A 26,232-nucleotide genomic window follows, 5' to 3' on the forward strand; every position below is an offset into this window, starting at 1 on the left:
GAGCACCGCGAACGCGGGGTGCTCGGTGAGCGGGAGAGCGGTGACCGTCATACGCCCATTTTACGACAGTCGAACACACGTTCGCAACGATGTGGACGCGGAGCAGGCTTTGCCGACGGATCGACCGGCAGAGGAGACGGTCGTCCACAGGTCGCCGCACGAGCACACCCGACCACCCCCACGTCTCACCCGGCCGCCTCCGCCACCCGCTCACGGAGCCCCGCCGCCATGCCGGCCACGGTCGCGAGGTCGAAGAACCCGCCCACGACCTCCGCCACCCGCACGTGCGCGACCGGGGCGAGCCGCAGCCGCAGGTGCACGCGGGTCGACGCAGGGGAGTGGGCGGTCAGGACGAGGGCCCACGAAAGGGAGGTGGACCCGCGGGTCGAGCGGTGGACGAGCGCCGACGGGGGATCGACGAGCGCGACCTCGAAGGTCGCCTCGGAGCCACCCCAGTCGGGGACGACGTCGCCCACCGTCAGACCCAGCCACCGCTCGTCCACCACCCGCGCGGCCCGGCGTCCGGCGGGGACGACCCGTTCGACCGACCGGGGCAGGTACCAGCCCGCCCGGCCCTTTCCGAGCTGCTCCAACCAGGGCCAGACCGCCTCCGGCGGGGCGGCGACCGTGAAGGCCCGGTCCATGACGACGTCGGCGTGCGGGACGATCTCGTCGCCGACGAGCGAGGCCGCGACCTCCTGCGGGCGCGGTCGTACGTCGCGAAACGTCCGGGTGATGCTCATGGGTCGAGTATCGACGTCTGTCGGCACCTCGTCCTACGGTCGGGACATGGCTCCCGAGGACCCCACCCACGCAGCAGACGTGCCGCTGGTGCGGCAGGTCGTGCTCGACTGCCCGCACCCACGCACCCTGGCCGAGTTCTACCGCGGGCTGCTCGACTACGAGTACCGCGATGGCGACGAGCCACCACCGGACGGCGAGCCCGATCCTCTCGGCGACGACTGGCTCGTCCTGCGGCCGCGCGGCGCCGACGCGTCAGCCGGTCGCGGCATGGCCTTCCAGCGCGCGGACCCGTACGAGCCACCGGTCTGGCACTCGGGGCCGGTGCCGTCCTCGCACCAGCTGCAGATGCTCCACCTCGACATGTCGGTGCCGGACGTCGCAGCCCTGGCCCGCCAGCGCGAGCGGGCCCTGATGCTCGGCGCCACCGAGCTGTTCGACCGCACCGACGACCCGGACGAGCCCCTGCACGTCTTCGCCGACCCCGCCGGCCACCCGTTCTGCGTCTTCGTCGGCTGAACCGCCCACCCACCTGGAGGATCCCGTGCACGCCACCCGCATCATCACGAACCTGACGGTCCCCGACGTCGACGCGGCCAAGGGCTTCTACACCGACTTCCTCGGCCTGAGCACCGAGGAGTTCTCCCTCGGCTGGGTCGCCCGCTTCACCTCGCCCGAGACCGGTGCGAGCCTCCAGCTGGTGTCCCGCGACGCGACCGCACCGGAGGACTCGGTCGTCTCGGTGCCCACCGATGACGTCGACGCCGCGTACACGGAGGCGCAGCGGCTCGGCTACGAGATCGTCCACCCGCTCACGACGGAGGCGTGGGGAGTGACCCGGTTCTTCGTCCGCGCGCCCGATGGCAACGTCGTCAACGTGGTCGGCCACCGCGACTGACGCGGGGGAGTCCGGGGCCGGTCAGGGCGACTGCGCCCAGCCCGCGACGGGAAGTCTGAGGTAGACGCCGACGAGCAGCCCCGAGCCGACGAGCTCCTGCACGCCGGCCCGCACCCGCTCTGCCCGACCATTGCGGTCGCGCGCGCGGTACTCGTCCCACTTCGAGCCGATCTCGACGAGCACGTCGAGGTCGAACCGGTCGATCGGGCCGACGTCGCGGAACCGCACGACCACGTCTCCGGCCTGGAGCTCGCCGTCGTAGGGCTCCGCCGGGCACTTGACCGCGAGCGACACCAGATGGGGGAGCGCGTCGGCGACGGCGCGCCGGACCTGCTCTGACACCGCTTCGGAGCAGGTGACGTCGACGAGGGGCACGACACGATCCTACGAACCTGTCGCAGCGCCAGGCGAACGCTGCAGGTGCGTCACCGCAGAGGATCGGCGCCGTCCTCGCTGAGCACGCGGTCGATCATCGCGTGGCCCTCGGCCTCGAAGTCCTCGTCGCCCACCAGGTGCGCCCACACCGCGGTGTTGGTCGCCTCGCGGACGCGCTGGCGGAACCACGCCGCGGACTCGCGCGGGTCGGACCCGTAGCCCTCGACGAATGCCGCCTCGCGCGCCGGGTCCTCGCGGAAGTCGCGTGCGTGCAGCCGCAGCCAGTCCGACATCGGGGGTCGCAGCGCCGCGCGTCCGAAGTCGATGGCGCTGATGCGTCCGTCATGCACGAGCCAGTTGCGCGGCTGCCAGTCGCCGTGGCACGGCACCAGCGACAGCGGCTCCGACGGCCAGGACAGGACGAGCTCGCGCAGACGTGCCTCGACCGAGGGCGGGATGCGATGGCTCTTGTCGAGGTTGCGCAGGACCTTGAGGTCCTCCTCGCGCTCGTGCTGCGCGTCGACGTGGCCCGGCTGCGCGTGGAGCATCGACAGGAGATCACCGGCCTGCCGGAAGGTGTCGAGCCGCCGCTGCGCGGGGGAGCCGAGCACCAGCTCGCCGGGCAGGAAGTCGGTGACGAGGATCTTCGCGTCCCGGTCGCCGGCGACGAGCCGTGGCGCTCGTCCGCGGCTCACCCAGGGCGCCAGCCAGCGTTCGTGCGCGTCAAGCTCACGCGGGACGTGGTGGTTCGACGCACCGTCCGCCTTGACGACGTAGCGTCGGCCGTCCGCCTCGACCTCGGCGACGACGCTCTCGACCAGCCCCCATCCGTGGTCGCGCACCACACGCAGACCCGGCAGCCACCCGTCGAGGAGCTCGCGCTGCCTCGAGGTGAGGGGAGCCAGGGGAGTGGACATCCCGGTGATCCTAGGTCGCCCCCGAACGGTCTCCCGTCCGATACCGTCCACAGGTGGGCGTACGCAACTACCTGGTCGAGGGCGTCTCGGGCACGGGCAAGACGTCGGTGTGCCACGAGCTGCGCCGGCGCGGGCACGACGCCGTCAACGGCGACACCGACCTGGCCTACCAGGGCGATCCGGTCACCGGCGCACCCACGCACGGCGAACCGAGCCACTGGAACCACGTCTGGGACGTCGAGGCGGTCCGGGTGCGCGTCCAGGACCGCTCCACGCCCGTCACGTTCTTCTGCGGTGGCTCGCGCAACGTCGCGGCGTTCGTCGACCTGCTCGACGGCGTCTTCGTCCTGCAGATCGATCTCGACACGTTGAACCGGCGGCTCGACGACCGACCGGCCGACGAGTTCGGCGCCAGCGGGCCCGAGCGCGACCTCGTGCTGCGGCTCCACCGCACCGGTGAGGACTTGCCGCGGCACGGCATGGTCGTCGACGCCACGCGGCCACTCATTGACGTCGTCGACGAGATCGTCCGCCGTGCAGGGGAGGAGACCGAACGGCTGTCGCACCGTCCCGATCACGCGTAACTGACATAATGCCGCTTATCGGCGATGCCTTTGTCTTCGTGTTCATACGCCGCACGCCGCCGACCTCATGTCAGTCACCCCTCCGGGGTGCTGTCCTCTTAGGGAGCCAGCGTGCTCAGAGTCACCGGCCAAGCCGTCTGCAGCCCTGAGGATCCCGCCAGGCCGCTCAGGCTCAATGTCCACAGCATCTTGAGGACCCCCGAGACGCGGCGAGACACCGCACAGCACGGTTGGCCCGTTTTACCGGATTCCATGCGAGTTCTTCGCCATGGTGTCGCCGGTCAAGCCTTGCCTCAGGTCAGCCAGGAGGTGCTTGGGCAGTCGTACTTCGACCTCGGCGTGCCACTCGTTCTTGCAAAAGTCTGGCGCAATGGTGGCCGCGTCGAGCCTTGGACCTTCGACAATCGGGTCAGAGGTTTCGCGGGTTCAGCCGGAGAAGCGGTGTGACGCCCCTGCCTGTCCTGGCTACCGCCGTCCGGCCACCGGCAGCACGCCGAAGGCCCGCCCCTAAAGCGAGTAGGGGCGGGCCTTCTGTGACGTACACTACAGCCTGAAGCGTTGCAAGTTTCCCGGGAAGGCCACCAGGTGCAGCAATCGAACGAGGCACAAATTCTTCACGCGCACCTTTCTCGCCTATTGAGTTTCAAAGAAGTCAGCATGGCAGACGCTTGGTCCAAAATTTTAGGTACCAAGTACGGGGAGACTCAATTCGTCATCCGGCATCTCGAGGTTTGCAATATGTACTCGACCATTTTGGACGACGTAGCCACGATGGACGAAGCCGACTCCGCGATGTTCTATGAGTATTCGCATCAATGGTGGTCCGGCATCGTAGGCAATGGCGCCTCGTGGGAGAACGCGGTGCCCCAATGCACCGATCTGACGCAGCCTGCTGTTCATCTCCTTCGTGCCCTCGCCGGCAATCTCGCCTATCGGTTGCCGGTGGGTATCTCCGCCAAAGGTATCGAAAAGGGCTTAGCAGAACTTCGTGCGCAGACTATAGAGTGGGATGCGCTATTGAAGAAGGACGCTGCGGACCTCCCCAACGGATTCGTTGTCAAATTGGAAGCCGCATTTATGAATATTCGGTGGCTTATCGATAACGTCGAACTGTACGGAACGGCCAGAGTCCAGAAGGCTGCCACAGACGCGATGGGGCTGATGACGGTTAGTTCCTATTCTGGCTCCGCCCAGAAGACCCAGGCTTGGGGCCCACGGATCAACAAGTTTCTCGTAACCGTGGCCGCTATCTCACTCAGCACGTCAGCAATCGCCGCTTCGACGGAGCAGACTGTGAAGTCAATCAGTAACATCACGACAGAAATTGTCGCAATGCAAGAGCGATTTGAAACCCCAGAGAATGATTCCGATAGATCGGACGATGCGGCGAACCAAAAGAAGTCCGGACAGTTGGAAGCAAAGCCGGGCGACTCGGCCGAAGATGTGTCCGATGACGAATAGACGATCTAAGTGATGAGAACTTCGACGCCGTTGACGATGTAATATCGGCCTGCAAGAGGTCGCTTGGCACCGCCGAAGACGAACGATTTGCTCGAATTGAGTCTCCAGTGCTGTCCGCCATGACGACCCAGGTCGCCCCGCATGAATCGGTACGGACTTCCATGGGTGGGCTGGTGGCGCCGGTTCATCGTGCTGCCCGTGCTGGTCGGCCTACACATCTCGGCGGGCGTGCCCCTCGGCAGCTTGTTCGACTCCCCCGGATTCGGCTGTTTCATACTTGGCCCTGGCGGCGGCGCGCTGCTGACCGTGCTGGACACCTGCGTCATTGGTTAGCTGGTCTACACGTAGGGCAATCGACGCCTGACCTACGAACGCGAACGCGAACGCGACCAACTGGATCGCGCCGAGGCCGCACGTATTGCAGACTACGATTAGGAAAGGGCTCTGTTTGAGGCTTCTACGCCGTCGCCCCGCAAAGAAGGTGCCGAACGGCAGGCGCGGGCGGTACGTACTGAAGTACAGACATCTCTAGTACATGTCGCCTATCGGCGATGCTTCGAGAAATGGCTTCCTAGCGGTGCAGCTCCCGGCCGAGCTGCTGCACGAGGTCCACCGAGGCCTCGATCTCGGCCCGGCGGACCGAGACGCTCTCGACGTTGAGCCCGAACGGGACGCCCATGTGTCGGCAGTACGCGATCAGCTCGCGGGCCGCGCCGAGCGAGTGCTCGTACGACGCCTGCAGCGTGTCGTCCGCGTGGCGCAGGTCGTTCTGGATCCAACGCGGCACGTCGACGCCGAGCCACCCGAGGAACTCGAGCGTCTTGAGCGACCCGCACACCGAGAAGGTGAACACGATCGGCACGGGCTCGAGACCCCGTGCGTCGCACTCGTAGCGGTAGTCCGACACCAGGTTCTTGGCGGCATTGACGTCGTAGACGACCTGCGTGACGAAGAACGAGCAGCCGGCCTCCTGCTTGGCGACCAGGCGCAGGTGCTCGTCGCCGCGGCTGGTGTGCCGCTCAGGGATCGCGACGCCCCCGAGCCGCAGGTCGGGACGCGCCTGCGCCCACAGCTGCTGCGCGCGGACGAGCGACGTCGCCGACTGCCGACGCCCGGACGAGGCTCCCACGAACACCGTCAGGGCGCGGTCGGCGTCCTGGGCGCCCAGCCACGCGTCCAGCTCGGTCTCGTCGTACTTGCCGACGGCCCGGTAGACGACGACCGGCGTGCCCCAGTCCGTGAGGTGCTGGGCCAGGAAGGTCGCTGGGTCGATCGTCGGGAGGAACGGGAACGGCCGCTCCTCGGGGTTGCGGTCGCTCTCGTCGTCGATGTCGTAGAGGACGAGGCCGTCGAGGTCGAGGGGAGCCAGCCGCTTGCGGGTGAGGTCGGCGACCTCCTGCGCGCGCTCGCTCGTGACCGTGACCCGAGGAGGAGTCATGGCGAAGAGCAGGAGCTCGCTCCCCCGTGCCGCGATCCGCTTCGCGAGGTCCATGGGTCGACCGTAGTCGACGACCTCAGTCGATGAATCCCGTGCTCGGGTCGACCATGGAGAGGAAGTCCCGGGCGCCGTCCTCGATCTCGGCGCGGGTGAGGCCTGTGCTGGAGGCCGACGCGAACCCGTATCCGGGGTGCGGGCCGCTGACCCAGTCGTGGTCGTACGTACCGGGCTCCCCCGGACGCTCACGAACCTCGAACACCTCGCCGTCGACGTCGAGGTGCACGGTCAGCTGGGGCGTCGTCGCTCTGGCTTCTCGGCGCTCGCGGGCTGGACGCCCAGGCGGCGCAGGGCTCTGACGTACGCCTTGGCGCCACGGCTGTCAGGATCCGGACCGCGCACCGGAGCACGCCGCATGCTGCCGCCGAGGCGGACCGCGGGAGTGTCGTTGCTCATCGTGTGCTCCTGGACGTCGAGGTGCGCTTCTGAGACTACCCGGTCACCAGCGGGATGTCGTGAGGTCACGGGCCGCCTCCTCGAGCGCGTTCGCGACGTCCTCGGACCACAGCTGGGCGAAGCTGCGAGCCACTCCTGGCGCGAGAGCCCGACCGGACGTGCTCGGGGACCTGTGACTCGTACTCGGACCGGGTGCGCACCACGAGGTCGAGGTAGGGCTCCTCGTCGATCCCCACGTCCTGTCCGGCCCGCTCACCCGACGCGACGCACTGGCCGATGACGCCCATGCCCGGACGCCACTGCACGCCCGTGGTGACCGCGCGTCGCGACCGCTCGTAGGCGACCCTCCTCAGCAGGGTCCGCCACCGTCGCACCGGGCTCGGTCGCACGACGTACATCGCGAGTCCGAGGTCGCGCACGTCGATGCCGGTGAGGTCGTAGACCGACCAGCCGAGCGCGCGGAGCCGCACGCCGGCGGCCTCGCGGTGCGACTCCGCACGCTGGGAGCGCCACTTCCCCACCGCTGCGGCGGACGCGGACAGGAACGCGACAAGCGCACCGGCACCTGCGAGCGTCGACTGCGCAGGTCGGTCAAGGAACCTGCCGAAGACGTCGGCGGCCAGCGTGCCGGCGATGACCAGGGCCGCGACCGCAACGAGCACCTTGAGCACCAGTGCCGTGTTGCCCGACTTCACCCGATCGCTCCCCCTCGTCCTGACCAGCACCGTACCGGCGGGGTCGGACGGTCAGCAGCAGCCGCGCGAGGACGACGAAGGGAAGGAGCGCGAGCCCCTTCCCTTCTCAAGGTATAGCGCCTGTGGGGGCTTGCGGCAAGACCCCGTGGCCGTCGCAGAATCCCCTGCGCACCTGCCACACGCACCCTCCGAGCGGAGCCCACCTCAGTGCCAGACCCCACGACCAGCGCCTTCGACCTCCCGCCCCACCTCTCCCCCAAGGCCGACCCGTCGATGGTCGCCGACGACGAGGCGCACTTCGCCGCGATCGCCGAGAGTCTCGAGCGGTCGGTCGCCGACCTGACCGCCCGGCTCGACGACGCGCGACGCGCGCCGGGCGGCATCGGTCAGGCGGCGATGGACCGCGACCAGGAGGTCCACCGGCTCACCTCCCGCCTGCGGACCCTGCGCCGGTTCGGCATCGACCTGTGCCTGGGACGGATGGTGCCGGCCGACGGCGGCGACGCCGTCTACGTCGGACGTCTCGGCCTCAAGGACGCCGGCGGCCGGCGGCTGCTGGTGGACTGGCGCTCCCCCGCCGCCGAGCCGTTCTTCGGCGCCACCCACGCCGACCCGATGGGTCTGGCGAGCCGCCGGCGCTACCGCTGGACGCTCGGACGGGTCAGCGACTACTGGGACGAGGTGTTCACCGCCGACGGCCTCGACGGCCACGCCGCGCTCGACGACCAGTCGGCCTTCATCGCCAGCCTCGGCACCGACCGCTCCGACAGGATGCGCGACGTGCTCGGCACGATCCAGGCCGACCAGGACGCGATCATCCGCGCCGGCTCGCGCGGCACGCTCGTCGTCGACGGCGGCCCCGGCACCGGCAAGACCGTCGTCGCGCTGCACCGCACGGCGTACCTGCTGTACGCCGACCCGCGGCTGGAGCACCACCGCGGCGGCGTCCTGTTCGTCGGGCCCCACCAGCCGTACCTCGCGTACGTGTCCGACGTGCTGCCCAGCCTGGGCGAGGACGGCGTTCAGACCTGCACCCTGCGCGACCTCGTCCCCGAGGGGCCCGGGGCGGGCGGGGAGACCGATGCCGAGGTCGCCCGGCTCAAGGCCACCGTCGCCATGGTGACCGCGATCGAGCCCGCCGTCCGCCTCTACGAGGAGCCGCCCACCCGGCCGATGGTCGTCGAGACGCCGTGGGCCGACGTCCGCCTCGACCCCGCCGACTGGGCCGAGGCGTTCGCGTCGGCGTCGGGCACGCCGCACAACGAGGCCCGCGACCAGGTGTGGGACGAGCTGCTGACGATCCTGGTCGACAAGCACGCCGACGACGAGGACCTCTCCCCCGACCTCCTGCGCCGCGCCCTGCGTCAGGACGACGACCTCGTCGACGCGTTCGGACGGGCCTGGCCGCTGATCGAGGCCACCGACCTCGTCGGCGACCTCTGGGACGTCCCGGCGTACCTGCGTCGGTGTGCGCCCTGGCTCTCCCCCGACGAGGTGCGCCTGCTGCAGCGCGACGACCCCCAGGCCTGGACGGTGTCCGACCTGCCGCTGCTGGACGCCGCGCGTCGACGGCTCGGTGACGTCCGGGCCTCCGGCCGCCGCCGTCGGCAGGAGGCCGAGGTCGCCGCCCAGCGCGAGCAGATGGACCAGGTCATCGACGAGCTGGTCCAGGCCGACGGCGACGCCTACGGCGTCGGGCTCGTGTCGAGCCTGCGCCACGAGGACCTCCAGGCCGCCCTGGTCGACGACGCCGCGCTGCCCGAGGCTGACGTCGACCTGCTCGCCGGCCCGTTCGCGCACGTCGTGGTCGACGAGGCGCAGGAGCTGACGGACGCCGAGTGGCAGATGCTGCTGCAGCGCTGCCCGTCGCGCAGCCTCACCGTCGTCGGTGACCGCGCCCAGGCACGTCACGGGTTCACCGAGTCGTGGACCGATCGGTTGGGGCGCGTCGGGCTCGACCGGGTGGAGGTCGCCTCGCTCGGCATCAACTACCGCACGCCGCAGGAGGTGATGGTCGAGGCCGAGCCGGTGATCCGGGCCGCGCTCCCCGACGCGAACGTGCCCACGTCGGTCCGCAGCAACGGCCTCCCGGTCGAGCACCGGGCGACGTCGGAGCTGACCGGCGTCCTCGACGGCTGGCTCGCCGAGCACCCCGAGGGCACGGCGTGCGTCGTGGGCGACCCGACCTTCGCCGCGACCTCGCGCGTCCGATCGCTCTCGCCCGAGCTCGTGAAGGGCCTGGAGTTCGACCTCGTCGTCCTGGTCGACCCCGACGCGTTCGGCGACGGCATCGAGGGGGCCGTCGACCGCTACGTGGCGATGACCCGGGCCACCCAGCGCCTCGTGGTGCTCAGCCCCGACGGGCCTGCTTCGCGGTGATGACGTGCTTCAGCTGGTCGCCGTCGTCCGGTTCGGTCGCGTCGCCGTCCGGCAGGTACGCCCCCACACCGCCGGACTCCACGTCGCCGACCATGACGTTGACGCGCTGGCGCCCGGCGCGGTCGCCGAGGCAGCGCTGCGGGAACGACACGCGGATCCACCCGTTGCGGCCCGTCCGGAAGGTGGTGCGGAGCCTCTCGCAGGCCCAGGGTCGCTCGTCCTCGGTCGTCAGCGACCCGGCGCCGGCCACCCACCGACGTCCCTGCGGGAGGACGATCACGTAGTGCTCGACGCGGTGCGCCTCGGTGTTGCTGGACCGCCCGATGGCGAACCCGAGGCCGGTCCTGCCACGACGGACCTCGCTGACGCGCACGGTGACCACGAACCGCTTGGCACCGTTCTGCACCTTCACCGATCTGAGGTCCATGAGAGCCGGCGCGTCGCCGACGGCGTCCATCCGCTTCTTGGTCTGCGCCGAGGCCGGTCCGCCGGCGGCGACCACCAGCAGCAACGTCAGTGCGACGACGGTCAGCCTGCGCACGACTGCGCTCCCCCGGGTGCTCATCACGACATCATCGGGTCCCCGAGGGCTCCGCGTCCGGCGATCGGCCTCGATAGGCTCCGGAGGTGCCCACCCGTGCCGACATCGTGACGTTCCACGACCCGCCCCCGCCGCCGGGGCAGTCCCCCTGGGTCGACGGCGCCGCGCCGAGCACGCACGTGGAGGTCGTGGACGCCGACCCCGCGTGGGCCGACTGGTTCGTCGAGCTCGAGGCGCGTGTCCGCGCCGCGCTCGGTCCGCGCGCGCTGGTCGTCGAGCACGTCGGGTCGACCTCCGTGCCCGGTCTGGCCGCCAAGCCGATCGTCGACGTCGACCTCACCGTCGCCGACACCGAGAACGAGGTGGCGTACGTCCCGCCCCTCGTCGCCGCCGGTTTCGAGCTGCGGGTCCGCGAGCCGTGGTGGCACGGGCACCGCCTGCTGCGCTCGACGACGCCGATGTGCCACCTGCACGTTTTCGACTTCCGCAGCCCCGAGACCGTCAAGCACCGGGTGCTGCGCGACTGGCTGCGCACGCACCCCGACGAGCGCGAGCTGTACGCCGACGCCAAGCGCCGGGCCGCGGACGCCGCGACCGCCGCGGGCGAGGACTCCATGCAGTACAACGCCCGCAAGGAGCAGGTGGTGCGCGAGATCTACCACCGGGCGTTCGTCGGCACCGGCCTGCTCGACTGACGGGGTCGCCCCCGGCGCGCGCCGAACTACCGAGGAATCGAGGTCGTGGTCCGTATCGGGGCCCGACCTCGTTTCTCCGGTCTCGACCGGCCACCGACCCGTCAGCCGGCCACGTACTCCGCGAGGTGCTCGCCGGTCAGGGTGGAGCGGGCCGCGACGAGGTCGGCCGGGGTGCCCTCGAAGACGACGCGCCCGCCGTCGCGACCGGCGCCCGGGCCGAGGTCGATGATCCAGTCGGCGTGGGCCATGACGGCCTGGTGGTGCTCGACCACCACCACCGACGTGCCCGCGTCGACGAGCCGGTCGAGCAGGCCGAGCAGGTTCTCGACGTCGGCGAGGTGCATCCCCGTCGTGGGCTCGTCGAGCACGTAGACCTCGGCCTTCTCGGCCATCTGCGTGGCGAGCTTGACGCGCTGACGCTCGCCGCCGGACAACGTGGTGAGCGGCTGCCCGAGGGTCAGGTACCCGAGCCCGACGTCGACGAGCCGGACCAGCACCTTGTGGGCCGCAGGGGTCCGCGCGTCGCCCTCGCCGAAGAACGCCTCCGCCTCGGCCACCGACATCGCGAGCACCTCGGCGATGTTCCGGCCACCGAGGGTGTGCTCGAGCACCGCCGCCTGGAAGCGTCGCCCCTCGCAGTCCTCGCAGGTGGACTCGACGGTCGCCATCACCCCCAGCTCGGTGAAGATCACGCCGGCGCCCCCGCACGTCGGGCAGCCGCCCTCGGAGTTGGAGCTGAACAGCGCCGGCTTGACCCCGTTGGCCTTGGCGAACGCCTTGCGGATCGGCTCCAGCATCCCGGTGTACGTCGCGGGGTTGCTGCGGCGCGATCCCTTGATCGCCCCCTGGTCGATCACGACGACGCCGTCGCGGGCCGCGACGGACCCGTGGACCAGCGAGCTCTTGCCCGAGCCCGCGACGCCGGTCACGACGCACAGCACGCCCAGCGGCACGTCGACGTCGACGTCGCGGAGGTTGTGGGTGCCCGCACCGCGGACCTCCAGCGCGCCGGACGAGGTGCGCACCGACCCCTTGAGGGCGGCGCGGTCGTCCAGGTGCCGACCGGTGACGGTGTCGCTCCCCCGCAGCCCGTCCAGGTCGCCCTCGAAGCAGACCCGGCCGCCCTCGCTGCCGGCGCCGGGCCCCAGGTCGACCACGTGGTCCGCGATCGCGATCGTCTCGGGCTTGTGCTCGACGACCAGCACCGTGTTGCCCTTGTCGCGCAGCTGGAGCAGCAGCCGGTTCATCCGCTCGATGTCGTGCGGGTGCAGGCCGATGGTGGGCTCGTCGAAGATGTAGGTGACGTCGGTCAGCGACGAGCCGAGGTGTCGGATCATCTTGGTGCGCTGCGCCTCCCCTCCCGACAGCGTGCCGGCGGGACGGTCGAGCGAGAGGTAGCCCAGGCCGATCTCGACGAACGAGTCGAGCAGGTGCCTCAGACCCGTCAGCAGCGGCGCGACGGACGGCTCGTCCAGCTCGCGGACCCACGTGGCCAGGTCGCTGATCTGCAGCCGGCAGAGGTCAGCGATGCTCCGGCCCCGGATCGTCGACGACCTGGCCTCGGCGCTGAGCCGTGTGCCCTCGCACTCGGGGCACGACTGGAAGGTGATCGCGCGCTCCACGAAACGGCGGACGTGCGGCTGCATGGCCTCCACGTCCTTGGACAGCATGGACTTCTGGATCCTGGGGATGATCCCCTCGAAGGTGAGGTTCACGCCCTCCACCTTGATCTTGGTCGGCTCCGCGTACAGCATCGTCTCGAGCTGCTTCTTGGTGAAGGTCCCGATCGGCTTGGTCATGGGCAGGCCGACGCCCTCGAACAACCGGCCGTACCAGCCGTCCATCGAGTAGCCCGGCACGGTCAGCGCCCCGTCGGCCAGCGACCTGGTCTCGTCGTACAGCGCGGTGAGGTCGACGTCCGAGACCGAGCCCATGCCCTCGCAGCGCGGGCACATGCCACCGAGGTAGACGGCGTCGCGGACGACCTTCCTCTCCACGCGCCCCCCGGCCTTCTCGGTGCTCATCGCCCCGCTCGCCCTGCGCGTCGGGACGTTGAACGAGAACGCCGTCGGCGGACCGACGTACGGGTCGCCCAGGCGGCTGTAGAGGATCCGCAGCATGGCGTTGGCGTCGGTGGCGGTGCCCACCGTCGAGCGCGGGTTGGCACCCATCGGCTCCTGGTCGACGATGATGGCCGTCGTCAGGCCCTCGAGGTGGTCCACGTCCGGCCGGGCCAGCGACGGCATGAACCCCTGGAGGAACGCGCTGTAGGTCTCGTTGATCATCCGCTGCGACTCCGCCGCGATGGTCTCGAACACGAGCGAGCTCTTGCCCGACCCCGAGACCCCGGTGAACACCGTCAGCCGGCGCTTGGGGAGCTCGAGGTCGACGTCCCTGAGGTTGTTGACGCGAGCGCCGTGCACGCGGATCAGGTCGTGACGGTCCGCCGCGTGCGGCTCGGACGACCTCTCGTCAGTGGTGCTGGCCCTGCTCATCGTCTCGTCCTCGCCGGTCGGTCGTCGGTGTCACCGCTGCTGGATGCGGACCATGGTGCCGGACGGGTCGCGCACGGCGCAGTCGCGCGCACCCCAGAACTGGTCGGTCGGCTCCTGCACGACGTCGACGCCGGCGGCCTGCAGGGCCTCGAAGGTGGCGTCGAGGTCGTCGGTGGCCAGCATGATGCTGGCGAAGGTGCCCTTGGCCATCATCTCGCGGACGGTGCGGCGCTCGTCCTCGGTGGTGCCGGGGTCCGAGCCCGGCGGGTACAGCACGATCGAGGTCCCCGGCTGCCCGGGCGGCCCGACGGTCAGCCAGCGCAGACCGCCGTTCTCGACGTCGTTGCGCAGCTCGAACCCGAGCGTCTCCCGGTAGAACGCCAGCGCCGCGTCGGCGTCGTCGTGGGGCAGGAAGGTGGTGTGGATGGTGATGTCCATGGCCGTCACGCTAGGTGCGGCGCGGTGGCCCGCGCTTCTCGATTCCTGACCGGTCTGGTGACCTTCCGGGACTCGCACGGCGGCATGCCGTCCGCGTCCTCGGACGCCGCGCGACGGTACGTGCTGGGCGGCACGCCCACGAGCTCGGTGAAGCGGGTGCTGAACGTGCCGAGGGAGGAGAACCCGACGGTGAAGCAGACGTCGGTGACGCTGACGTCGCCGCGGCGCAGGAGCGCCATCGCCCGCTCGATGCGACGCGTCATCAGGTAGGAGTACGGCGACTCGCCGTACTCCCGGCGGAACTCACGGCTCAGGTGACCGGCCGACAGGTGGACGCCGCGCGCGAGCGCCTCGACGTCCAGCGGCTGCGCGTGGTCGCGGTCGATCCGGTCGCGGACGCGACGCAGGCACGCCAGGTGGCGCAGGCGCTGGGCGTCCTCGTCGACCGCCGTCACGCCCGGTCCTGCCAGGTGCACAGGCACACCCGGTTGTCCTCGGCGTCGGCGAGCACCCAGAACGACGGCGCCTCCTCGTCGCTGACCAGCACCCCTCCGGCGGCGAGGGCCGCGGCGATCCGCTCCTCGACCACCTCGGGCGGCACCCACAGGTCGAGGTGGAACCGCTGACGGGGCTCCTGCGAGCCCGACGCCTGGAACCACACGTTGGGCAGCACGTCGTCGTGCAGGTCGACGTCGTCGTCGGACCGTCGCTCGGACATGTCGAGCACGGCCGACCAGAACGCGACGACCCCCTCGGCGTCGGGGGTGTCGAGCGCGAGCTCGAGCTGCTTGGTCGCGCGCGGGTCGGCCCGCACTCCCTCGGCGGCCGCGAGCTCGCTGATCCGGCGGGCGAGCCGCAGGTCGCGCTCGGTCACGCCGCCGACGTCGTGGCTGGAGGTCCTGACGTCGAGGTACGGGTACCGCAGGTCGAGGTCGGGGTGGTGGTCGGCGGCTTCCGCGGCAGCGCCGATCTGCTCGACGAGCCGCAGCCCGGTGGCGAAGTCGCCCGTCAGCAGGCGGGTCTGCAGGCCCCGCAGGAGGTACGACCAGTCGGTCAGGCCCGCGTCGGCGACCTGCTGTCCGGAGAGGGTGCTCATCGCCACATCATGGTCGGGACGCACGCCCGCGCCAAGCCCTCTGGCGGCCGTCGCGGCGGCGTCCTAGGTTCGGCCCATGGCCACGGAGTCCGACCTCACCCTCGACGGCGACCGCACGCTGCACGTCTACGACTCCGCGCCGGGCGACGCCGCGCGCCACGTCGTCGTGTGGCACCACGGCACGCCCAACGTCGGCGCCCCTCCCGAGCCCCTCGTGCCGCTGTCGGACCGGCTCGGCGTGCGGTGGGTCTCCTACGACCGCCCCGGCTACGGGGGCTCCACGCCCCGTCCCGGACGCAGCGTCGGCTCGGCCGCGCACGACACCGCCGCGGTCCTCGACTCCCTCGGCGTCGGGTCCTTCTCGCTGATGGCGCACTCCGGTGGCGGTCCCCACGCGCTCGCGTGCGCCGCGCTGATGCCCGACCGCGTCCGCGCGGTGGTGCCGATGTCGGGGCTCGCGCCCTACCGGGCCGACGGGCTCGACTGGTTCGAGGGCATGGCGCCCGCGGGCGTCGCCTCGCTGACGGCGGCGGCCGAGGGCCGCGAGGCCAAGGAGCGCCACGAGGCCGCGGACGTCGACCTCGACATGGGGTTCACCGACGCCGACGAGGCCGCGCTCGGCGGCGACTGGTCCTGGGTCCTCGACGTCGTGCGCCCGGCCCTCGCCGGCGGCCCCGCTCCCCTGGTAGACGACGACCTCGCCTACGTGGCGCCGTGGGGCTTCGACGTCCGCGACGTCGTGGCGCCGACGCTCGTCGTCCACGGCGGACGCGACCGCGTGGTCCCGCCGGCCCACGGCCGGTGGCTGGCCGGGCAGCTGCCCGCCGCGGAGCTCTGGCTCTCCCCCGACGACGGACACGTCTCGGTGCTGGGTCGGGCCTTCGCCGCGCTGGAGTGGCTCAGCGACCGTTCAGGCTGAAGTGCTGGTAGTCCTTGAGCGACCGCCAGGCGCCACCCCACTCCCAGCCGACGGCCGCGAACGCGCGCACCACCGCGCCGTCGGCGGTGACCACGCCCGGGCGCGGTGTGCGGTCCAGGTAGGACGAGGCCAGCTCGGGCACGACCACCTCGCCCTTCTCGTAGGGGTTCTGGAACGGGTTGACGTCGATCGCCGTGCCGTAGGCGTGCTGGGAGAACGTCGACCCGCCGGTGACGGCCCGGCACACGAAGGCGCCCGTGTTGTTGCCGTCGCCGGTCGGCGGTGCGTCCAGCTCGGCGCGGGTGGTGACGCGCATCTGCTCGATCGGGAAGTCCGCGCGCCAGAGCCGTGCGAACACCCGCACGACGTCGTCGGCCACCGTGGTCGCGACGAGCAGCTCACCGGTGCGGCGTGAGCCGTCGAACCCCCGGAACGTGACGCGCACCCACGACAGGTCGCCGCGGCCGACCGGGCAGGACGACGTCCACGTCGAGCGGTCCAGGACGGCGCGCGGAGCCGGGGTCACCACGCGCGACGCGAAGCCCGTGCCGGGCAGTCCCTCCACCGAGTCCGGCAGCGTGAACCGGCGCTGACGCAGCTCCGGCGGGGTGGGCCTGGCCGTGGCGACGCCGTCGGCGTCCACCGGGAGCACCCGGGTGCCCAGCCACGCGGGCGCGACCGTGCCCGGCTCCGGGGACGGCGAGGGCGTCGGTGTCGGTGTCGGTGTCGCGGCGGGGGTGGCTGACGGGGTGACGGTGGCCCGCTCGGGCTGCGGCGCGTCGGGCGTGCCGGCGCTGCAGGCGGCGAGCAGCACGGTCGCGGCGACCAGCGGGAGCAGGCGTCTCACTGCCCAGACGGTACCGCCGCATCCTGGCTCATAGACTCCTTCGGTGGACCTCTCCGACCTGCGCACGCTCGGCCGCTCCGGCCTCCCCGTCAGCCCGCTGACCCTCGGCACGATGACGATGGGCAACCCCGACTGGGGGTCCTCGGACGAGGAGTCGGCCGCGATCTTCGACGCCTACGTCGACGCGGGCGGCAACGCCATCGACACCGCCGACGTCTACAGCGGCGGCCGCAGCGAGGAGCTCGTGGGCCGGTTCGTCGCCGAGCGCGGGCTGCGCGACCAGGTGGTGCTGGCCACCAAGGCCGGGTTCGGGTCCGGCGGCGGCCCGCTCACCGGCGGCGCGAGCCGCAAGAACCTGACCCGGGCCGTCGAGGGGTCCCTGCGCCGCCTCGGCACCGACCACATCGACCTGTACTGGCTGCACGTCTGGGACGGGGTGACCCCGGCCGAGGAGGTCGTGCAGACGCTCGGCGACCTCGTCGGCGCCGGCAAGATCGGCTACTACGGGTTCTCCGACACCCCCGCGTGGTTCGCCGCACGCGCCGCCACCCTCGCCGAGGCCGGCGGCGTCGCGGCCCCGGTCGCGCTGCAGCTGGAGTACTCGCTGGTCGAGCGCACCATCGAGCGCGAGCACGTCGTCGCCGCGCGCGAGCTCGGCATGGGCGTCGTCCCGTGGAGCCCGCTGGCCGGCGGCTTCCTGGCCGGCAAGTACAGCCGTGACGGCGCCGGCGCGAGCGGCCAGGGCCGCCTGGCCGGCTCGAACCCGTTCGGCGACTCCAAGTTCACCGACGCCAACTGGGCCGTCCTCGACGTCCTGCGCGAGGTGGCCGGCGAGGTCGACCGGCCGCTCTCCCAGGTGGCCCTGGCCTGGACGCGGCAACGGCCCGGGGTCAGCACCATCCTGCTCGGCACCCGCACCACCGACCAGCTCGCCGACAACCTCGCGTCGCTCGAGGTCGACCTCCCGCCCGACGCGATCGCCCGGCTCACCGAGGCCAGCGCGATCGACCTCGGGTTCCCCTACGCGATCTACACGCCCGAGACGATGGCGGCCGCCGTCACCGGTGGCGTGCAGGTCCGCGGCTGGAGCGCGGGCGCATGACGCACCTCCAGCGCACCGTCGAGCTCGCCGAGGCCAACGTCCACGAGGGCGGCAAGCCGTTCGCCTGCGTGGTCAAGGACGCGTCCTCGGGCGAGGTGCTCGTCGAGGCGACCAACCAGGTCGCGCAGACGGGCGACGTCACCGCCCACGCCGAGGTCGTCGCGATCCGTGCGCTCGCCGAGGGCGGCCGCACCGACCTGCACGGCTGCGACGTCTACGTCACCGCGTTCCCGTGCCCGATGTGCCTGGGCGCGCTCTACTACGCGGCGCCCGACTCGCTCACGTACGCCGCCACCCGCGAGCAGGAGGGCGAGCACTACGAGGACGGCGGCCGGTACATGAGCCTCGCGACGTTCTACGACGAGTACGCCAAGCCCGAGGCCGAGATGTCGCTGCCCGTCCGCCAGGGCGACGCCGACGACCCCACGAGCCCGTTCCGCGCCTGGCGCGAGGCCCACCCGGACGCGTGACGGGAATGTAAACCGCCGCGGTGGCCTTGTGCCTGCGTGACCCTCGCCTCAGCACGCCCCGACGCCTCCGCGCGTCGACGCGTGCCGTCGTGGCTGACGGTCCCCGCGATGTTCGGGGCCGGTGCCCTCGCCGCGGTGCAGGCCGGGGTCAACTCCGACCTCGCCGGCGCACTCGGGTCCGGGCCGCGTGCCGGGGCCACCGCGTCGGTCGTCAGCTTCGGCTCCGGGCTGGTCATCCTCAGCGTGGTCCTGCTCCTCGCCCCGCGGTCGCGTCACCGCGTCGAGGCGGTCGGTCGGCGCGTCCGGCGCGCCACCGTCCCGCTGCCCATCCTGGCCGGCGGCCTGCTGGGCGCGCTGCTCGTCGCCGCCCAGACCCTCAGCGTCGGGGTGCTCGGCGTCTCGACGTTCGTGGTCGCCTTCGTGGCCGGCCAGTCGTTGAGCGGCCTGGCGGTCGACCACGTCGGGCTGGGTCCGGCCGGCCGCCAGCGCGTCAGCCCGACCCGTGTCGTCGCGGCCGCCCTCAGCCTGGTGGCCGTGGTGCTCGCGTCAGTCGAGAAGGTCGCGGGGTCGCAGGCACTCACCGGTGGCGACGTCGCGCTGCTCGTCCTGCCGTTCGCCGCCGGCGTCGGCTTCGCGCTGCAGCAGGCCGCGAACGGCCGGCTCAGCGCCGAGACCGACCCGTGGGCCGCCGCGTGGAACAACTTCCTGGTCGGCACCGTGGCGCTGGCCGTGCTCGCCCTCGTGACGCTCACGCGCCCGGGTGACCTGAGGCTGCCCCCGCCCGAGCCGCACCTCTACGTCGGCGGGGCGATCGGCGTCGTCGTCATCGGGCTCTCGGCGGCCCTGGTCAAGCGGCACGGCGTGCTCACCCTGAGCCTGTGCGTGATCGCCGGGCAGGTGGTGATGGCGCAGGTGCTCGACGCGCTCGACCCTCGCACGCCCGTCACCGCCCTCGCGGCGACCGGTGCCGGTCTCACCCTGGTGGGCGTGGCGATCGCGCTCGTCGGCGCCCGCCGTCGCGGCTGAGGTCGCGCACGGCCGGGGATGAGCACGCGGGCTCATGCCGCGGGCCCCTCCCCCGCGCGAGCCTGGGCCCATGCACCTCTCGAACGCCGTCCTCGCCCGCGCGGCCGGGCACACCGTCGTCCGCGTCCTCGCCCTGCTCGGCGTCGAGCGGCTGCTCATGGGCACGCACCTCGACGGCGTGCTGCGCACGGTCGGGCTCTACTCCGACGACCCCGTCGGCGCCGGCCTGACCGCGTTCCTGATGGTCGTGGTGGTGGCCGGCGTCCTCGGCGTCGCCGACGGGCTGCTGCGCCGGCGGACCACGTCGACCGGCCTGCAGCTCGCGGTGTGGGCCGTCGTGGCGGCCCTCTACGGCGCCGCCTCGGCGTCGCTGGGCGACTGGACGGGCGTCGGCGAGTGGGTCTTCGGCGCCGTGCTGATGGGCGGCCTGGCGGCGGCCGGCGGGCTCACCGGGGTCGCGGTGGGCACCGCGCTCCGCCTGGCCGTCACCCCGGCCGCCACCCCTGGACGGCCTACCTAACGATCGTTAGAATCGCGCCACACCGACTCGGAGGCTGCCCCATGGACCGCTACGCGCTGCGCGACCGCACCGACGCCCTCGACCCCGAGACGCAGTACGAGGAGATCGTCCGGATCCTGTACTGGCAGGAGTTCCCCTGGGACGTCAACCAGGCGCTCGGCCTGGCGCTCTTCCGCACCTACGCGGTGCCCACGATCGGGCGGCTCCTGGCCGACACCGGCGAGTTCACCGGCCAGGTCCAGAAGCGGTACGACGACACCGGCCTGATCCTCGACGCCGTCCTCGAGCACGGTCTCGGCGACCCGCGGGGACGTGCCGGCGTGCGTCGCATGAACCAGATGCACGGCTCCTACGACATCAGCAACGACGACATGCTCTACGTGCTGTGCACCTTCGTGGTGTGCCCGATCCGCTGGCTCGAGGAGCACGGCTGGCGCCCGCTCACCGCCAACGAGAAGCGCGCGAGCGTGAACTACTACCGGGAGCTCGGTCGCCACATGGGCATCAAGCAGATCCCCGAGACGCTGTGGGAGTTCGTCCTGCACCTGCAGGCCTACGAGCGCGAGCACTTCGCGTACGACGAGGGCGGCCGCGCCGTCGCCGACTCGACGCTGTCCCTGATGACGACCTTCCCCCCGAACCACCTGCTGCCCAGGCGCGCCGTCCTGTGGTTCTCGCGCACGCTGATGGACGAGCCGCTGCTCGACGCGTTCGGCTACCGGCGCCCGTCACGCGCCGCCCGCGCGGTGACGCGCACGGCGATGGGCGTCCGCGCGGCTGTCGAGCGCCGGATGCGTCCGCGCACCGAGCCCGTGCGCGTCCGCGACCTGCCCCAGGTGCGCAGCTACCCGGACGGCTACGACGTCGACCGGCTCGGCACCTTCCCCCGCACCTGCCCCGTCACCGGCGCCGAGGCACCCGTCCACGCCTGAGTCAGGGGTCGACGCCGACGACGCGCAGGCAGATGTCGACGTAGCGGGCCGCGATCTCCTCGGGGGTGTCGGGGCCGTCGGTGCGGTACCACCGGGTGATCGACTGGAGCATGCCGAGGATCGCGCGGGTGGTCTCCCCGGGGTGGGACGCCCGGAAGACGCCGCTCGCCACGCCGTCGTCGACGATCTCGGCCAGCACGGTCTCGACCTGCTTGCGGAGGGCGGCGTACTGGGCGCGGTTCTCCGCCGACAGGTAGCGCGACTCGGCGTCGAGCGCCGCCGCCCGCACCCGCCGGGTGCCGTGCAGGGTGATCGCCTCGACGACGTTCTCGAACCGCCGGCGCACGTCGTCACCGCCGTCGGACGCGGCCGCCTCGACCCGCCAGAGCAGGTCGCGGATGCCGCCGGCGACGAGGGCGAGGAGCACGCCCTCCTTGCTGTCGTGGTGGTAGTACAGCGCGGGGACGGTCTGCCCCACGCGGCGCGCGATGTCGCGCACCGAGGTGCCGTGGAACCCGCTCTCGTAGAAGGCGTCGAGCGCCGCCTCGAGCAGCGGGGTGAGCGCGGGGGCGTCGTGACGACGCCAGTCGACGTCGCCGACCGGCCTCTCCGCCGACACCCTCGCGCGCGTGCTCATCGGACGACGGTACCCGCGAGCCGCGCCCCGATCAGCGTCTCGGCCTCCGACACGATGCGCGAGATCAGCTCGGCCACCGTCGGCACGTCGCGGATCAGGCCCTGGCTCATGCCGGCGCTCCAGACGCCCTCGTCGGTGTCGCCCGACTCGTAGACGCCCTTGCCGCGCTGGCCGGAGACGAGGTCGCGGACGTCCTCGAACTGCCCGCCGGCGTCGAGGATCTCGACCACCTTCCGGCTCACCTCGTTGCGCGCCACCCGTGCGGTGTTGCCCAGCGTGCGGAACAGCAGGTCGGTGTCGCGCTCGGTGGCGTCGACGAGCGCGTCCTTGACGTTCTGGTGCACCGGCGCCTCGGCCGTGGCCAGGAAGCGCGTGCCCATGTTGACGCCGTCGGCGCCGAGCGCCAGCGCCGCGACGAGGCCGCGCGCGTCGGCGAAGCCGCCCGAGGCGATCATCGGGATCTCCACCTGGTCGGCGGCCGCGGGGATGAGGACCAGGCCCGGGACGTCGTCCTCGCCGGGGTGGCCGGCGCACTCGAAGCCGTCGATGCTGATGCCGTCGACGCCGAGGTCCTGGGCCTTGACGGCGTGGCGCACGCTCGTGCACTTGTGCAGGACCTTGACGCCGTTGTCCTGGAACGCCGGCAGGTGGTCCTTGGGGTTGAAGCCGGCCGTCTCGACGATCGTCACGCCCGACTCGACGATGACGTCGCGGTACTCGGCGTACGGCGGCGGGTTGATCGACGGCAGGATCGTCAGGTTCACGCCGAACGGCTTGTCGGTGAGGTCGCGGGTGCGCGCGATCTCCTCGGCGAGGTCCTTCGGGGTCGGCTGGGTGAGCGCGGTGATGAACCCGAGGCCCCCCGCGTTGGCGACGGCGGCGACCAGGCCCGCGCGGCCCACCCACTGCATGCCGCCCTGCACGATGGGGTGCTCGACGCCGAACTCCTCGGTGAACCTGGTGCGCAACATCGATCGTCCTCCTGGGACCGTCGGGGGTCTTACCTAGCGTTCGTTAAGGCTCGATGCTAGCGTCGATCGACCCGCCGTGCGAGAAGGGACCACCCCATGTCCGAGTCCGACACCTCCCCCGTCCTGGCCGAGCGCCGGGGCACCGCACTGTGGCTGACGGTCAACCGTCCCGACGCGCTCAACGCCGTGACCGCCGCGATGCTCGACACCCTGGCCGACGAGGTCGAGGCCGCCGCCGACGACGCCGACGTGCGCGTCGTCGTGCTGACCGGCGCCGGGCGCGCCTTCTGCGCCGGCGCCGACCTCGTCGCGGGCGGGGGCGACAAGCCGGGCACCGACACCATCGACGCCGCCAACCGCCTCGTCCGCGGGCTGCGCACGGTGCCCAAGCCCGTCGTCGCGGCCGTCAACGGTCCGGCCGTGGGGGTGGGGTGCTCGATCGCGATCGCGTCCGACGTCGTCCTCGCGAAGGAGTCGTCGTACTTCCTGCTGGCCTTCGCCAACGTCGGCCTGATGCCCGACGGCGGTGCGTCGGCGCTCGTCACGGCCGCCGTCGGACGCGCCCGCGCGTCGAGGATGGCGCTGCTCGCCGAGCGGGTGCCCGCCCCGCAGGCGCTCGACTGGGGCCTGATCGGCCAGGTGGCGGCGGACGAGGCCTACGAGGCCGACGTCGATGCGCTCGTGGGCAGGCTCGCCGCCGGCCCCACCGCGTCGTACGCGCGCACGAAGGCCGCGCTGCACACCACGTCGCTCTCGCTGCTCGAGGAGGCCTTCGCCGCCGAGCGCGAGGGCCAGTCGGCGATGTTCGACACCGACGACTTCACCGAGGGCGTCGCGGCGTTCCGCGAGAAGCGCACGCCCTCCTTCGTCGGGCACTGACCTCGTCGGGCACTGACGCGGGCGCGTGTCGCCGCCGGGTGGTTCGATGGCGACATGCAGATCACCAGGTACGGACACGCAGCCCTGCTCGTGGAGGCGGCCGGCACGCGCGTGCTGCTCGACCCGGGCACCTTCAGCCTCGACTCCGCCTTCGCGCTCACCGGGCTCGACGCGGTCGTCATCACCCACCAGCACCCCGACCACGTCGACGTCGAGCGCCTGCCCGGGCTCGTCGAGGCCAACCAGGGCGCGCTGCTGCTGGCCGACCCGCAGACCGTCGACCAGCTCGGTGCCGCCTGGACGGCCACCGAGGCCGGCACGTCGTGGGAGGTGGGCAGCCTCAGCCTGACGGGCGTCGGCGAGCGGCACGCCGTCATCCACCCCGACATCCCCCGCATCGGCAACGTCGGCCAGCTCGTCACCGGCGAGAACGAGCCCGTGCTGTTCCACCCCGGCGACACCTACGAGTACGCGCCCGACGGCGTCGACGTCCTGGCGGTGCCGCTGTCCGCTCCGTGGGCCAAGTCGTCCGAGACCGTCGAGTTCGTCCGTCAGGTGGCTGCCCGCGTGGTGCTGCCGATCCACGACTGCACGGTGTCCGAGCTCGCGCGCCCGATGTACTGGGGCAACGTCGCCAACCTCGGCGGCACCGACGACGCCCGCTTCCTCGGCCAGGACGAGTCCACCGAGGTCACGCTCTAGGCGTCCGCGTCCCGGTGGGCCTCGATCTCGGCGGTCAGCGAGCGGCGCACGTCGTCGGTGGCGAACGAGGCGTCCACCGACGCCTGCGCGAGGTCGACCAGCGCGCCGCGATCGAGCCCGAACACGTCGTGCGCCAGCTGGTACTCGCGCTGCAGCGTGGTGTCGAACATGCCGGGGTCGTCCGAGCTGAGCGTGACGACGACGCCGGCGTCGCGCAGCGCGGTGAACGGGTGGTCCTCGATCCGCTCGACCGCGCGGGTGCGCAGGTTCGAGGTCGGGCAGACCTCGAGGGGGATGCCGTGCTCGGCGAGGTGCGCGAGGAGCGCGGGGTCCTGGGCGGCGGCGATGCCGTGGCCCACCCGCTCGGCGCCGAGGTGGCGCAGCGCGTCCCAGATGGTCTCGGGCCCGGTGGTCTCGCCCGCGTGCGGCACGCTGTGCAGCCCGATGGCGCGGGCGCGCGCGAACACGTCGGCGAACTGCGGGCGGCCGACGCCGATCTCGGGCCCGCCGAGGCCGAAGCCCACGCTGCCCTCGGGCGCGTGCTGCTCCACCCAGTCGATCGTCCGCTCCCCCGACGGCAGGCCCAGCTCGCCGGGGATGTCGAAGATCCAGGCCAGCTCGACGCCGTGCTCGGCCCGCGCGGCGCGACGCGCGGACGTCAGCGCCTCGGCGACCGCCTCGGGCGCCATGCCCATCGCGGTGACGTGGCTGTCGGGCGTCACGGTCAGCTCGGCGTACCGCACGTTCTGCGCCGCGAGGTCGGCCGCGACGCCCACCACGAGCGCCTCGACGTCCTCGGGCTCGCGCACCAGCGAGTTGACCGCGATGTACACCTCGATGAAGTGCGCGAAGTCGGTGAACTCGTAGAACGCGCGCAGCGCGGCCTCGTCGGTGGGCACTCCCCCGTCAGGGTGCCGACGGGCCAGGGCGAGTACGGTCGGCACCGATGCCGAGCCCACCAGATGCACGTGCAGCTCGGCTTTCGGCAGTCCGGCGACGAAGCGGGCGACCTCAGGATCGTTCACCGCGCCATGGAACCATGAGACTTGTTTATCTCATATGTGAGATAGGGTGAGAGACATGAGCGACGACTACCTGGTCCGCATCGGCGGCCTGATCCGCGACGCACGCAAGCACTCCGGCTGGACGCAGGCCCAGCTGGCCACCGAGCTCAGCACGAGCCAGAGCGCCGTCAACCGCATCGAGAAGGGCCAGCAGAACCTCAGCCTGGAGATGCTCGCCCGCATCGGCGAGGCGCTGGACTCCGAGATCGTGTCGCTGGGCGCGTCCGGCCCCAGCCACCTCCGCGTCGTCGGCGGCACCCGCCTGTCGGGCGAGATCGACGTCAAGACCTCGAAGAACGCCGGCGTCGCTCTCCTGTGCGCCTCGCTGCTCAACGAGGGCACCACGGTGCTGCGCAAGGTCGCCCGCATCGAGGAGGTCAACCGCCTGCTCGAGGTGCTGGAGTCGATCGGCGTGCGCACCCGCTGGCTCAACGACGACAACGACCTCGAGATCGTCCCGCCGGCGCGCCTGGACATCGCCGCGATGGACGAGGAGGCCGCGCGCCGCACGCGCAGCATCATCATGTTCCTCGGCCCGCTGATGCACCGCCAGGACTACTTCGAGATCCCCTACGCCGGTGGCTGCGACCTCGGCACGCGCACCGTCGAGCCCCACATGACGGCGCTGCGACCGTTCGGCCTGGAGGTCAAGGCCACCGAGGGCAGCTACCACGCCACCGTCGACGCGGCGAAGGGCCCGCTGCGTCCGATCGTGCTCACCGAGCGCGGCGACACCGTCACCGAGAACGCGCTGATGGCCGCCGCCCGCTACGACGGCACCACGGTCATCCGCAACGCCAGCCCGAACTACATGGTCCAGGACCTGTGCTTCTTCCTGGTCGAGCTCGGCGTCGAGATCGAGGGCATCGGCACCACGACGCTGCGCGTCACCGGCTCCCCGCAGATCAACCGCGACGTCACCTACGCGCCCAGCGAGGACCCGATCGAGGCGATGAG

31 protein-coding genes are annotated in these 26,232 nt (G+C 71.7%); 15 read left to right on the top strand and 16 right to left on the bottom strand.

Features of this window, described 5'->3' with window-relative positions:
* Nucleotides 1-185: 185 nt before the first annotated feature.
* The gene (locus tag ACI6PP_RS17450) at nt 186-743 is read right to left on the bottom strand and encodes a hypothetical protein (protein WP_421112893.1); all 558 of its coding nucleotides are present in this window, start codon (nt 741-743) and stop codon (nt 186-188) included.
* A gap of 46 nt (nt 744-789) precedes the next feature.
* Between ACI6PP_RS17450 and ACI6PP_RS17455 the strand changes: the two genes are divergently transcribed.
* Together ACI6PP_RS17455 and ACI6PP_RS17460 are read left to right on the top strand one after the other, a co-directional pair.
* Nucleotides 790-1,260, top strand: a complete 471-nt coding sequence (locus ACI6PP_RS17455; RefSeq protein WP_421112894.1) for a VOC family protein — start codon at nt 790-792, stop codon at nt 1,258-1,260.
* A gap of 25 nt (nt 1,261-1,285) precedes the next feature.
* Nucleotides 1,286-1,639 carry a VOC family protein gene (locus ACI6PP_RS17460; RefSeq protein WP_421112895.1) on the top strand — a complete coding sequence of 118 codons (354 nt, stop codon included), beginning with the start codon at nt 1,286-1,288 and terminating at the stop codon, nt 1,637-1,639.
* Nucleotides 1,640-1,660: 21 nt separating this feature from the next.
* On the opposite strand, the gene ACI6PP_RS17465 is transcribed toward ACI6PP_RS17460, so the two are convergent.
* Both ACI6PP_RS17465 and ACI6PP_RS17470 read right to left on the bottom strand, forming a co-directional pair.
* The gene (locus tag ACI6PP_RS17465) at nt 1,661-2,014 is read right to left on the bottom strand and encodes a hypothetical protein (RefSeq protein WP_421112896.1); all 354 of its coding nucleotides are present in this window, start codon (nt 2,012-2,014) and stop codon (nt 1,661-1,663) included.
* 50 nt (nt 2,015-2,064) lie between these two features.
* Complete coding sequence (locus ACI6PP_RS17470; protein WP_421112897.1) at nt 2,065-2,931, bottom strand: phosphotransferase; 867 nt, start codon at nt 2,929-2,931, stop codon at nt 2,065-2,067.
* Nucleotides 2,932-2,984: 53 nt separating this feature from the next.
* Between ACI6PP_RS17470 and ACI6PP_RS17475 the strand changes: the two genes are divergently transcribed.
* Together ACI6PP_RS17475 and ACI6PP_RS17480 are read left to right on the top strand one after the other, a co-directional pair.
* Nucleotides 2,985-3,515, top strand: coding sequence for an AAA family ATPase (locus ACI6PP_RS17475; RefSeq protein ID WP_421112898.1), 531 nt, complete (start codon nt 2,985-2,987; stop codon nt 3,513-3,515).
* Between the two features lie 585 nt (nt 3,516-4,100).
* Nucleotides 4,101-4,976, top strand: coding sequence for a hypothetical protein (locus ACI6PP_RS17480; RefSeq protein WP_421112899.1), 876 nt, complete (start codon nt 4,101-4,103; stop codon nt 4,974-4,976).
* A 571-nt stretch (nt 4,977-5,547) separates the two neighbouring features.
* Here the strand turns inward: ACI6PP_RS17480 and ACI6PP_RS17485 are convergent.
* The 4 genes from ACI6PP_RS17485 to ACI6PP_RS17500 all read right to left on the bottom strand — a co-directional run bounded on the left by ACI6PP_RS17485 (nt 5,548) and on the right by ACI6PP_RS17500 (nt 7,562).
* Nucleotides 5,548-6,468, bottom strand: a complete 921-nt coding sequence (locus ACI6PP_RS17485) for a methylenetetrahydrofolate reductase (RefSeq protein ID WP_421112900.1) — start codon at nt 6,466-6,468, stop codon at nt 5,548-5,550.
* Nucleotides 6,469-6,490: 22 nt separating this feature from the next.
* Complete coding sequence (locus tag ACI6PP_RS17490; protein WP_421112901.1) at nt 6,491-6,697, bottom strand: hypothetical protein; 207 nt, start codon at nt 6,695-6,697, stop codon at nt 6,491-6,493.
* Nucleotides 6,698-6,699: 2 nt separating this feature from the next.
* On the bottom strand, nt 6,700-6,867 hold the full coding sequence (locus ACI6PP_RS17495) for a hypothetical protein (protein WP_421112902.1): 168 nt from the start codon (nt 6,865-6,867) through the stop codon (nt 6,700-6,702).
* 65 nt (nt 6,868-6,932) lie between these two features.
* Nucleotides 6,933-7,562, bottom strand: a complete 630-nt coding sequence (locus ACI6PP_RS17500) for a hypothetical protein (RefSeq protein ID WP_421112903.1) — start codon at nt 7,560-7,562, stop codon at nt 6,933-6,935.
* A 273-nt stretch (nt 7,563-7,835) separates the two neighbouring features.
* Between ACI6PP_RS17500 and helR the strand changes: the two genes are divergently transcribed.
* Nucleotides 7,836-9,941 (top strand): RNA polymerase recycling motor ATPase HelR, encoded by a 2,106-nt coding sequence (helR, locus tag ACI6PP_RS17505; RefSeq protein WP_421112923.1) that lies wholly within the window; start codon nt 7,836-7,838, stop codon nt 9,939-9,941.
* Here helR and ACI6PP_RS17510 read toward each other — a convergent pair.
* Nucleotides 9,913-10,506, bottom strand: coding sequence for a hypothetical protein (locus tag ACI6PP_RS17510; protein WP_421112904.1), 594 nt, complete (start codon nt 10,504-10,506; stop codon nt 9,913-9,915). The two genes, helR and ACI6PP_RS17510, sit on opposite strands and share 29 nt — an antisense overlap.
* A gap of 62 nt (nt 10,507-10,568) precedes the next feature.
* Between ACI6PP_RS17510 and ACI6PP_RS17515 the strand changes: the two genes are divergently transcribed.
* Nucleotides 10,569-11,177, top strand: coding sequence for a GrpB family protein (locus ACI6PP_RS17515; RefSeq protein ID WP_421112905.1), 609 nt, complete (start codon nt 10,569-10,571; stop codon nt 11,175-11,177).
* Between the two features lie 101 nt (nt 11,178-11,278).
* Here ACI6PP_RS17515 and ACI6PP_RS17520 read toward each other — a convergent pair whose 3' ends face one another.
* From ACI6PP_RS17520 to ACI6PP_RS17535, 4 genes are read right to left on the bottom strand one after another with little or no spacing between them, the layout of a single operon-like run.
* A complete protein-coding gene (locus ACI6PP_RS17520; RefSeq protein ID WP_421112906.1) occupies nt 11,279-13,672 on the bottom strand; it encodes an ATP-binding cassette domain-containing protein in 2,394 nt (797 codons plus the stop codon).
* Between the two features lie 30 nt (nt 13,673-13,702).
* A complete protein-coding gene (locus ACI6PP_RS17525) occupies nt 13,703-14,110 on the bottom strand; it encodes a VOC family protein (protein ID WP_421112907.1) in 408 nt (135 codons plus the stop codon).
* Between the two features lie 5 nt (nt 14,111-14,115).
* Entirely contained in the window at nt 14,116-14,565 is a 450-nt protein-coding gene (locus ACI6PP_RS17530) for a helix-turn-helix transcriptional regulator (protein ID WP_421112908.1), read from the bottom strand.
* Nucleotides 14,562-15,206, bottom strand: a complete 645-nt coding sequence (locus ACI6PP_RS17535) for a 4a-hydroxytetrahydrobiopterin dehydratase (RefSeq protein WP_421112909.1) — start codon at nt 15,204-15,206, stop codon at nt 14,562-14,564. The genes ACI6PP_RS17530 and ACI6PP_RS17535 overlap by 4 nt, the downstream gene beginning before the upstream one ends.
* Before the next feature lie 76 nt (nt 15,207-15,282).
* On the opposite strand from ACI6PP_RS17535, the gene ACI6PP_RS17540 reads away from it, so the two are divergent.
* Complete coding sequence (locus tag ACI6PP_RS17540) at nt 15,283-16,125, top strand: alpha/beta fold hydrolase (RefSeq protein ID WP_421112910.1); 843 nt, start codon at nt 15,283-15,285, stop codon at nt 16,123-16,125.
* On the opposite strand, the gene ACI6PP_RS17545 is transcribed toward ACI6PP_RS17540, so the two are convergent.
* Complete coding sequence (locus ACI6PP_RS17545) at nt 16,106-16,972, bottom strand: M15 family metallopeptidase (protein WP_421112911.1); 867 nt, start codon at nt 16,970-16,972, stop codon at nt 16,106-16,108. The genes ACI6PP_RS17540 and ACI6PP_RS17545 overlap by 20 nt on opposite strands.
* 43 nt (nt 16,973-17,015) lie before the next feature.
* Here ACI6PP_RS17545 and ACI6PP_RS17550 point away from each other — a divergent pair, with 43 nt between their 5' ends.
* From ACI6PP_RS17550 to ACI6PP_RS17570, 5 genes are all read left to right on the top strand, one after another.
* Entirely contained in the window at nt 17,016-18,074 is a 1,059-nt protein-coding gene (locus ACI6PP_RS17550; RefSeq protein ID WP_421112912.1) for an aldo/keto reductase, read from the top strand.
* Complete coding sequence (locus ACI6PP_RS17555) at nt 18,071-18,544, top strand: nucleoside deaminase (protein ID WP_421112913.1); 474 nt, start codon at nt 18,071-18,073, stop codon at nt 18,542-18,544. The genes ACI6PP_RS17550 and ACI6PP_RS17555 overlap by 4 nt, the downstream gene beginning before the upstream one ends.
* 36 nt (nt 18,545-18,580) lie before the next feature.
* On the top strand, nt 18,581-19,570 hold the full coding sequence (locus ACI6PP_RS17560) for a DMT family transporter (protein WP_421112914.1): 990 nt from the start codon (nt 18,581-18,583) through the stop codon (nt 19,568-19,570).
* Between the two features lie 70 nt (nt 19,571-19,640).
* Entirely contained in the window at nt 19,641-20,090 is a 450-nt protein-coding gene (locus ACI6PP_RS17565) for a hypothetical protein (protein ID WP_421112915.1), read from the top strand.
* Nucleotides 20,091-20,131: 41 nt separating this feature from the next.
* Entirely contained in the window at nt 20,132-21,022 is an 891-nt protein-coding gene (locus ACI6PP_RS17570) for an oxygenase MpaB family protein (protein WP_421112916.1), read from the top strand.
* A gap of 1 nt (nt 21,023) precedes the next feature.
* On the opposite strand, the gene ACI6PP_RS17575 is transcribed toward ACI6PP_RS17570, so the two are convergent.
* On the bottom strand, nt 21,024-21,659 hold the full coding sequence (locus tag ACI6PP_RS17575) for a TetR/AcrR family transcriptional regulator (RefSeq protein ID WP_421112917.1): 636 nt from the start codon (nt 21,657-21,659) through the stop codon (nt 21,024-21,026).
* Nucleotides 21,656-22,630 (bottom strand): NAD(P)H-dependent flavin oxidoreductase, encoded by a 975-nt coding sequence (locus tag ACI6PP_RS17580; protein WP_421112918.1) that lies wholly within the window; start codon nt 22,628-22,630, stop codon nt 21,656-21,658. Before ACI6PP_RS17580 ends, ACI6PP_RS17575 begins: the two co-directional genes overlap by 4 nt.
* A 96-nt stretch (nt 22,631-22,726) precedes the next feature.
* Here ACI6PP_RS17580 and ACI6PP_RS17585 point away from each other — a divergent pair, with 96 nt between their 5' ends.
* Together ACI6PP_RS17585 and ACI6PP_RS17590 are read left to right on the top strand one after the other, a co-directional pair.
* Nucleotides 22,727-23,509: an enoyl-CoA hydratase gene (locus ACI6PP_RS17585; RefSeq protein ID WP_421112919.1), complete on the top strand. Its 783-nt coding sequence runs from the start codon at nt 22,727-22,729 to the stop codon at nt 23,507-23,509.
* 54 nt (nt 23,510-23,563) lie between these two features.
* Nucleotides 23,564-24,211 (top strand): MBL fold metallo-hydrolase, encoded by a 648-nt coding sequence (locus ACI6PP_RS17590; protein ID WP_421112920.1) that lies wholly within the window; start codon nt 23,564-23,566, stop codon nt 24,209-24,211.
* Here ACI6PP_RS17590 and add read toward each other — a convergent pair.
* Nucleotides 24,208-25,236, bottom strand: coding sequence for an adenosine deaminase (gene add, locus ACI6PP_RS17595; protein ID WP_421112921.1), 1,029 nt, complete (start codon nt 25,234-25,236; stop codon nt 24,208-24,210). The two genes, ACI6PP_RS17590 and add, sit on opposite strands and share 4 nt — an antisense overlap.
* A 55-nt stretch (nt 25,237-25,291) precedes the next feature.
* Here add and ACI6PP_RS17600 point away from each other — a divergent pair.
* Nucleotides 25,292-26,232: helix-turn-helix domain-containing protein (locus ACI6PP_RS17600; protein ID WP_421112922.1), on the top strand; the 941-nt coding region annotated here is incomplete at its 3' end.

The sequence above is a fragment of the Solicola agrisoli genome (genome assembly GCF_049059935.1).
Classification (GTDB): Bacteria; Actinomycetota; Actinomycetes; order Propionibacteriales; family Nocardioidaceae; genus JAURVT01.